This is a genomic window from Pseudomonas sp. F220 (genome assembly GCF_057813935.1).
The window spans coordinates 1-1,166 of record NZ_JBVASJ010000100.1 but is presented as its reverse complement, the minus strand read 5'-3'; the positions used below and the strand labels follow the sequence as shown (position 1 = coordinate 1,166).

1 protein-coding gene is annotated in these 1,166 nt (G+C 53.3%); it reads right to left on the bottom strand.

Features of this window, described 5'->3' with window-relative positions; genetic code table 11:
- Window positions 1-118: 118 nt before the first annotated feature.
- Window positions 119-1,096, bottom strand: a complete 978-nt coding sequence (locus ACZYSM_RS29145; protein ID WP_489077126.1) for an IS5 family transposase — start codon at window positions 1,094-1,096, stop codon at window positions 119-121.
- Window positions 1,097-1,166 lie beyond the last annotated feature (70 nt).

Genomic DNA, 1,166 nt, shown 5'->3' with positions numbered 1-1,166 from the left:
TCATGCCCTCGCTACTTGAGGTTCAAAAAATCATGCGTCGGTCGAAAAACAGACCTTTCCTGCCCTTAATTCATGGTTCTTTCCTTTAATCGCGCTGTTTCAGAGCAATTAGCCCGCATTACAGGCGTACCTCACCCATACCCATCAACCGTTTTCGCACCATCCACAGATTCGACAACGCGAACAACGTGGTCTGCTGCGCGATGTTTTTCGACAAGCCACGAAAACGCACTTTCGTATAGCCAAACTGGCGCTTGATCACCCGAAATGGGTGCTCAACCTTGGCCCGTACCTGCGCTTTCGCGTGTTCGATCTTGCGGTACACCTGAGTGATCAAGCTCTCCTTACCGTGTTTTTTGTACCGGCTGGGCCGTGCGGCAATCGACCAGATCATCTGGCGGCCCTGGTGCTCCGGGCGTTTGTCCACACCGGTGTAACCGGCATCGCCAGAGACGTATGTTTCATCACCATGGAGCAACTGATCGACTTGAGTAACGTCCGCCACATTGGCCGCCGTGCCCACCAGGCTATGCACCAAACCGGATTCGGCATCGACACCGATGTGCGTTTTCATTCCAAAGAAATATTGATTTCCTTTCTTGGTCTGGTGCATTTCGGGATCGCGTTTGCCGTCCTTGTTCTTGGTCGAACTGGGCGCATGAATGATCGTGGCATCGACCACCGTGCCTTGGCGCAGCATCAATCCACGGTCACCCAGATAACCGTTGATAACCTGCAAAATCCCACCCGCCAGCTCATTTTTCTCCAGCAAACGGCGAAAGTTGAGGATCGTGGTTTCGTCAGGAATTCGATCCAGATGCAGCCCTGCAAACTGGCGCAGGATCGTCGTTTCATACAGTGATTCTTCCATCGCCGGGTCGCTGTAGCCGAACCAGTTTTGCATCAGATGAACCCGTAACATCGCCAGCAACGGATACGCCGGACGACCGCCTTCACCCTTCGGATAATACGGCTCGATCAAGGCAATCAAACCCTTCCAGGGCACGACCTGATCCATCTCGATCAGGAAGCGCTCACGTCGGGTTTGCTTACGTTTGCCGGCGTATTCGGCATCGGCGAAGGACATCTGTTTCATCGGGGCTCAACCGTTCTGTTCGTGTGAGGTGCGTATTTCACCAGATCGGGAAGTCTTTTTCAGAGTTTCC